The sequence below is a fragment of the Streptomyces sp. WM4235 genome, from assembly GCF_001279725.1.
Lineage (GTDB): Bacteria > Actinomycetota > Actinomycetes > Streptomycetales > Streptomycetaceae > Streptomyces.
The window spans coordinates 1-6,147 of sequence record NZ_LGDE01000081.1; the positions used below are offsets into that span (position 1 = coordinate 1).

The 6,147-nt window shown below is 72.1% G+C and carries 5 protein-coding genes and 1 pseudogene; 4 read left to right on the top strand and 2 right to left on the bottom strand.

Annotation, left to right across the window (positions count from 1 at the left end):
* Window positions 1–1,921 (bottom strand): annotated as a pseudogene (locus ADK55_RS09150) (hypothetical protein); the annotation flags it as partial.
* Window positions 1,922–1,967: 46 nt separating this feature from the next.
* On the opposite strand from ADK55_RS09150, the gene ADK55_RS38425 reads away from it, so the two are divergent.
* Window positions 1,968–2,111: a hypothetical protein gene (locus ADK55_RS38425; protein WP_159041328.1), complete on the top strand. Its 144-nt coding sequence runs from the start codon at window positions 1,968–1,970 to the stop codon at window positions 2,109–2,111.
* A 313-nt stretch (window positions 2,112–2,424) separates the two neighbouring features.
* Here ADK55_RS38425 and ADK55_RS09155 read toward each other — a convergent pair whose 3' ends face one another.
* Window positions 2,425–2,937, bottom strand: coding sequence for a PadR family transcriptional regulator (locus tag ADK55_RS09155; RefSeq protein WP_053676986.1), 513 nt, complete (start codon window positions 2,935–2,937; stop codon window positions 2,425–2,427).
* 94 nt (window positions 2,938–3,031) lie between these two features.
* On the opposite strand from ADK55_RS09155, the gene ADK55_RS09160 reads away from it, so the two are divergent.
* The 3 genes from ADK55_RS09160 to ADK55_RS36185 form a co-directional block, all read left to right on the top strand.
* Window positions 3,032–3,586: a hypothetical protein gene (locus ADK55_RS09160; protein WP_053676987.1), complete on the top strand. Its 555-nt coding sequence runs from the start codon at window positions 3,032–3,034 to the stop codon at window positions 3,584–3,586.
* Window positions 3,587–3,806: 220 nt separating this feature from the next.
* Window positions 3,807–5,618 (top strand): immunity 49 family protein, encoded by a 1,812-nt coding sequence (locus ADK55_RS09165; protein ID WP_053676988.1) that lies wholly within the window; start codon window positions 3,807–3,809, stop codon window positions 5,616–5,618.
* Window positions 5,619–5,791: 173 nt separating this feature from the next.
* Window positions 5,792–6,147 (top strand): ABC transporter substrate-binding protein (locus ADK55_RS36185; protein ID WP_159041329.1); only part of this gene is annotated, 356 nt, incomplete at its 3' end.

Genomic DNA, 6,147 nt, shown 5'->3' on the forward strand with positions numbered 1-6,147 from the left:
GGGGCGGGATGTCGGACAGCGCGAGGTCCAGCAGGTCGGTGCGCTCCGCGGCGAGGACGGCGAGGACGGGAGGGAGGAAGACCGCGGAGGGCTCTCGCGCCAGTAGTTCGGCCACGCGGTCGCCGCGGGTCTCCGGCGGGGCCAGCCAGGCCGCGGCGACCTTGCCGAAGTGCTCGTCCGGGCAGGTGCGCAGGGCCTGTTCGAGGCGGTCCCGGAGTTCCGGGATCCGGTGGGCGCGGCGTCCCCAGGACGTGACCAGCGCGAGCAGGGGTGCGACGTCCCCGCGGACGGCGGCGCGGTCCAGCCGCGGGCCGAGTGCGTCCAGGACGGCGACGACCCCGCTGCCGCTGGGCTCGGTGCCCGGACTTCCGAGTTCCACCGTGCCGGTGTGTGCGGTCAGCGCCTCCACGAGGCGTACGGCCGTCTGCGGTGCGGCACCGCCGGCGGCGAGCAGGTTCACGGCCAGGGTCCGGATCTCGTCCCGGGTACCGGGCGAGCAGTCCCGTGCCCGCAGCGCGCCCAGGCACAGCCGTTCCATCGAGTCGGCCCCCGTGCCGCCCCCGGTGGGCGCGTCGACCCCGAGGGCCGCCACGATCAGGGGTGTCGGCAGGCAGGCCAGGGCGGACAGAGCCTCCCCGCGTACGGGGTCGCGCTCGTTGGACAGCCGACCCGCGGCCAGTGCGAGGATCTCCGCGATCTGCTCCGGATCATGGGTGTGGGCGGCGTTGACGACCAGCCGGTCCCAGATCGTCCCGCGCTCCTCGGCGTCACCCGTGCGCAGTGCTGCCAGGAGTTCGGGGCGGGCCTCGGCGGGCGGCAGCAGGGCGAGGTGGCCCTGGATCTCCCAGCTCGAACCGCGTTCGGCGCGGAGCCCTTCGAGCGCGGCACGGACCCGTGTGTACCGCTCGGCGGGCGGCAGCAGGCCGAGCACCCCCTCGTGCGCGCGGACGTTCGGGTACGTGTCGCCCGCGGCGACGACCGCGTCCACGAACTCGGGTCGGCGCGCCGGTGGCACCGACCGCAGCAGAACGCCGAAGGCGTTCCGGTGGAACCACCGGGCGCCCAGCTTGGGCAGGGACGGCGGGTCCGCCGCCACCAACTGCCTCATGACCGCCCGGCCTGGTGTGCGTTCCCTCCGCGCGGCCCCCCGGTCGGCGGCGACGAGCCGACGCACGACGCGCTCGGCGTCCACCGCGACGAGGTCGCCCAGCCGGTCGTGCACCGGACCGGGCAGGTTGCCGGGGCCGTACCGCTCCAGCAGGTCCAACACCCGCTCCGGTGCGGCGGTCAGGGCGGCGGCGAGCGCGGCCGCGTGCCGCGTCCACCAGGCGTCGCGCAGCCACTCGGGGAGGTCGCCGAGTTCCCGTTCCGCGTGGTCGAGGACGGCTCGGGGGTGGCGGGTGGTCAGCGTGCTCCAGTCCTCGAACGCGAGCGCCCCGGCGAGTTCGGGCAGCAGTCGCGCGGTGAACTCCGTCGAACAGCCGGGCAGCAGGCGGGCCGCGTCCCGGTCGCCGTACTCGGTGCGCACCCGCGGCACCAGTCGCTCGGCGAGTTCGGGCCGCCGCCCGTCGCGCAGCAGTCGTGCGAGGTCGGCGCGGACCACGGCGGGCGCGTCGTCGTACGCGGCCTCGACAGCGGCGTCCGGTGCGGGCAGCCGCCGAGCGCCGCGCAGCGCGTACCGGCGGACCACCGGGTCGGGGTCACCGAGCCGGTCCGCCAAGTGCCCCAGGTCTTCGCCGGTCAGCGCCGCCAGCGCGGCGAGGCGGCGCTCGTACGGACCGAGCGCATCCAGATCGGTGAGCAGGGGCCGCAGTTCGCCTCGGGCGGCCAGCCGGTGGGCGGTGACCGCGGTGGTCCGGAGTCGGGCGGCGTGGGGCAGGTTTTCGAGAACGGCGAGCAGGTCACCGGCAGTGGAGATCATCGCGGGCATTGTGTCTGATGGAGTGACCGCGCCGCATGGATTTTCGATGCTCGCCGACGGATCCGCCAACGGGTCCGCCCGCTCCGAGCGGGTCGTGGCCGAGCGCGGTGAGCGGCCGGAGCGGGACCACCCGCAACAGCCGACGAATCCGGGGCCGATGGGCCGTGCTCCGGCGATGGAATCCGTGTGAGACGTGGCGGCAACCTCATCCGGCTTCGGGCGTCCTACCCGCGTGAGGAGAACAATCGGAGTGATCGCGTTGGCGGCAGTGGTGGCTGCCCTGGGCATGACCGGGGTGGCGCGGGCGGACAGCCGGCGCGCCGGCCGGTGAGGTCCTTCCGATCGTGAACGACCGCCCGCGTTCGTCGGCGGTGGTTCCGATCGAGTGCGTCCAGCCGGTGTCGGGCGGCGCCGGCTGGACGCACAGGCGATGAGACGGTTGCGACGAGTAGCACGCGCCGGGCCGGCCGTACGCATGACACCCGCCACACCACCCGCCGGTTTCAGCGGATCTGGCCGGCGGCCCACCGGGCCCATTCGCGGCGCATGGCGTTGAAGCGCAGGCCGTACTCCAGGGCGATCCTGCCGTTCACCGACAGCGGGTCGTCACCCCACTCGATGGAGTCGGCCAGCCGGCGCAGGGCCTCGTGCTCCTGTTCCGACATCTCCATCAGGCCGGTGAGGTAGTCCCGCGCCTGGTCGGGGGTGATCACGTCGAGGAAGAAGACCCGCAGCAGGATGTCGCTGCGGGTGTTGCGCTGCGGCGCGGTCCGGGTCAGCCAGTGGCGCAGCTCGACGAGGCCCTCGTCGGTGAGGGTGTACTCCTTGCGGCCTCGCGCGCCCGCCGCCGACACGGTGATCAGCCCGGCTTCGGCGAGCTTGGTCAGCTCCGTGTACATCTGGCTCTGGGTGGCGGGCCAGACGTTGGCCAGCGAGGTCTCGAAGCGCTTGAGCAGGTCGTACCCGCTGGCCGGGCGCTCTGACAGGAGTCCGAGAAGGGCGTGTCGAAGGCTCATTCCCCGAGCTTACATTCCAGTCTTGACATGTCGAGAGTGGACCTTCTAGTTTTGACATGTCAGAACAGGAATAACGAAGAGCCCGGGGGCTTCGATGTCGTACGTACGCACCTTTCTGCCGTGGATCGTCTTCGCGGTGTTCCCGTCCACCCAGTGGCAGTGGGGCGCGCTCGCCGGACTCGTGGCGGCCATCGCCGTGACCGTCCAGCAGCGACGGGCCGGGGCCGGTCTCGACGCGCTGATCATCGAGATCGGCTCGGCGGTGTTCTTCGCGGTGCTGACCAGCATCGCCTTCGCCGACCCGCACTCCCCCGTGCACGGCTACTCGGCGGCCCTCTCCTCGGCCACGCTCGCCCTCATCGCCGGCGTCTCGCTGCTGGTGGGCAAGCCCTTCACTTCGGGCATCGCCAAGCGCAGCACCCCCCGCGAGGCATGGGGGCTGAGGCCGTTCATCCGGGCGAACACCGTCATCACCAGCGCGTGGACCACCGCCTTCGCCGTCACCGCCGTCGCGCTCGCGGCCCTCGCCCACGCAGGCCAGGGTCACTCGGCGGCCGCCACACTCGTCCAGGCCGCCGGGTTCGTCCTTCCCATGCTGTTCACGGTCCGCCACGTCGCCGCCGTCCAGGCGAAGACCGGCGCCCGCTGACGCCCGGCCCGTTCAGGTGCCGCGGGGGCTCACGGACCTCCCCCGGCGTGTGGGCATCCGGGGCGGGACGGCGGCTCGAACCGGGGACGTCTGGTCATCTCGAACGCCGCGACGACGCCCCACGGGCAACGGACGCGAGTACCCGGCCGCCGCCACGGCGTCGGCCCTGTCAGAGGCTGCGCCTAGGCTGTCCGCACGGACCGGGATCAAGGAGCATGCAGTGCGGATAGAGCGTCACCAGGTAGGCGAGACAGTCGTTTCGGCGGCTCGCGAGGACTTCGTGGACCGGATCGGGGGACAGGTCCGATCCATGTCGAAGGCCGGCCGGATGGCCACCTACGAATGGCAGTCGATCGCCGAGGAGTTCCACGACTACCTGGGCGCCCTGTCCGTCGAGACGCCCGGCCTCGATTCTCCGGAGGCCCGGGCCGCTCTCAAGGACGCCGCCGAGGCGGCGGCCGGCGCCGTCTCCTACGCGGCGTACCACCCTCACTGCAGCTTCCAGGTCTTCCTCGATTACGTGAACTTCGGCATGAGCTACGGCCCGGATGTCGAGGACGATGCCGAGGACGATGCCGAGGGAAGCGTCACCCCTGGCGAGTGGATCGACGCGTTCTGCCTGGCGCTCCTGAGGGACAAGGCCCAGTGGCACGGTGAGGCCTTCCACTTCGCCCGCCAGAAATTCGCGGAGCAGGCGCAGGGAAGCCCTGCCGGCGAGCTCGTCACGGGGTTCATGGCCGAGGTCCTCGACGACACCGGAGACGATGAGGACTACCCGCCGAGCCCGCAGGCGAAGCTGGCAGCCATCGACGCCGCGCTGGCCCGCATCGGCAGTCGGGCCCGGGAGACCAACCAACACCTCCTCGATCGGCCGGACAGTGTCGCACTGAGGACCCTGCGCGCCGTGGCCGCCGAGGATCGGGAGGGCTTCGACTCCGGACTGGCCGCCCTTCTGCTCGCACACAGCACCGTCAACAGCCCCGCTGCCTCTCCGAGCAGCCTCCTCCCGCTCCTGCCGCTCGGTCTGGCCGCGCTCGCGTACCGGACCCGTGGTTGGATGCCGGCTCTCCACACCGATTACCTGCCGCACGCCCTGATCACCAATTTCGAGGCGCGCGGCCCGAGGGTGAAGGGTTTGGGTGTCGACCGGCGGCCGGACGCGGTCGCCTCGCTCGCGGCGGGCCCGCTGCTGGTGGCACGGCCGACCGACGGAAAGCCTCGGAGCCCGGAAATCGAGGCTCATTGGGACGAGTACACCCGAGAAGCCCTGATCCCCGAGGACGGAAAGCCCCTCAGCTCATCGCGTCTCGACAGGGCCCTGGACTACCAGGGGCTTCTCTTCAAGTTGCGAGCGGGGCATTCGGCCGACGTGACGGACGCCCAGCTCGCGAACCTCCGGCTGGCCTCCCAACTGGGGGCGGCCGTGTTCCGCCTTGCCCTGGCGGAGCCGGGTACCGAGGTCGAGGTGACCATCGACGACCGGAAGCTGCGCTGCCAGGCTGCGCGGGGCGAGGCAGCGGGCGCCGGCAACTGGGCGAACGCCGCCGCCTTCGCCCTGATCACGGGCGTACGCGAGGATCTCGCCCCCATGGTCCTTGCCGGCCCCACGATCGCCGGGAAGGACGGCTCGGCCTTCGCCTCGTACCGGGAGGCCCTCCACGCCTACCTGACGGGTGTCGATCCCGAGTCGGCGGCGGAGCGGGCGCTGCGCGGGGCCGAGCAGGCCAAGGAGTGGGGTTTCTTCCCGCCGCCCGCCGTACTGCTGTCGCAGCTGGTGGAGGGCGACGAGGAAAGCTTCAACCTGGCCCTGGCCGATGCCCTGGAAGCCCATCGCGACCACTACCAGGTCGCGGACCGCGCCGACACCATCGACGCATCGATCGACTTCGACGTGCTGGCCCTGGCCTGCCACGCCCGACGCAGGGGCTGGGAGATCCGCGTCGAGTCCCCTTACCTGCCGCAACGGCTCCTCGGAGCCGCTCGCCCTCTCCAGGTCCCCGGCCGTGAATCCGATGTCCTGCGGGTCGACTGACCGCCTCGGACCTCATGCCGCTGCCGCGATGCCGGCCGGCCAAGAGACGGGGGCCGTGGAGGTGGCGGACTTCAAGCAGGATCCCACCCCGGTCGTTGGCACCCTTGCCGACGATGTGCCGGCCTTCGCTGTACCCCTGCTGGACCGGGGCACCACACGGGAGGAACCACCACATGAATGCGCCGTCATCGGCCGGCGGAGCGCCCCGAACCGACGGGGCATCCGTCCGCATCGGAGCTCTCGTTCCGCTCACTCGGCCTGGCTGGATCGAGGCAGGCAGACACGTGCTCGCCGGGATGGAGTTGGCCGTTCGCGAAGTCAATGACGCCGGCGGGATCGTCGGGGAACCACTCGAGCTGGTGGTCCGAGACACCGCTGCCGATCCGCGGAGGGCCGCAACGGCGGTCGACGAGTTGGAGCGCTTGGGCGTGGCTGCCGTGGCGGGGGAATACCACACCGGCGTCGCTCGCGCCGCTGCCGCCCCAGCCGACGCACTCCGCGTACCATTTCTCTGCCCGTCGGCGGGACT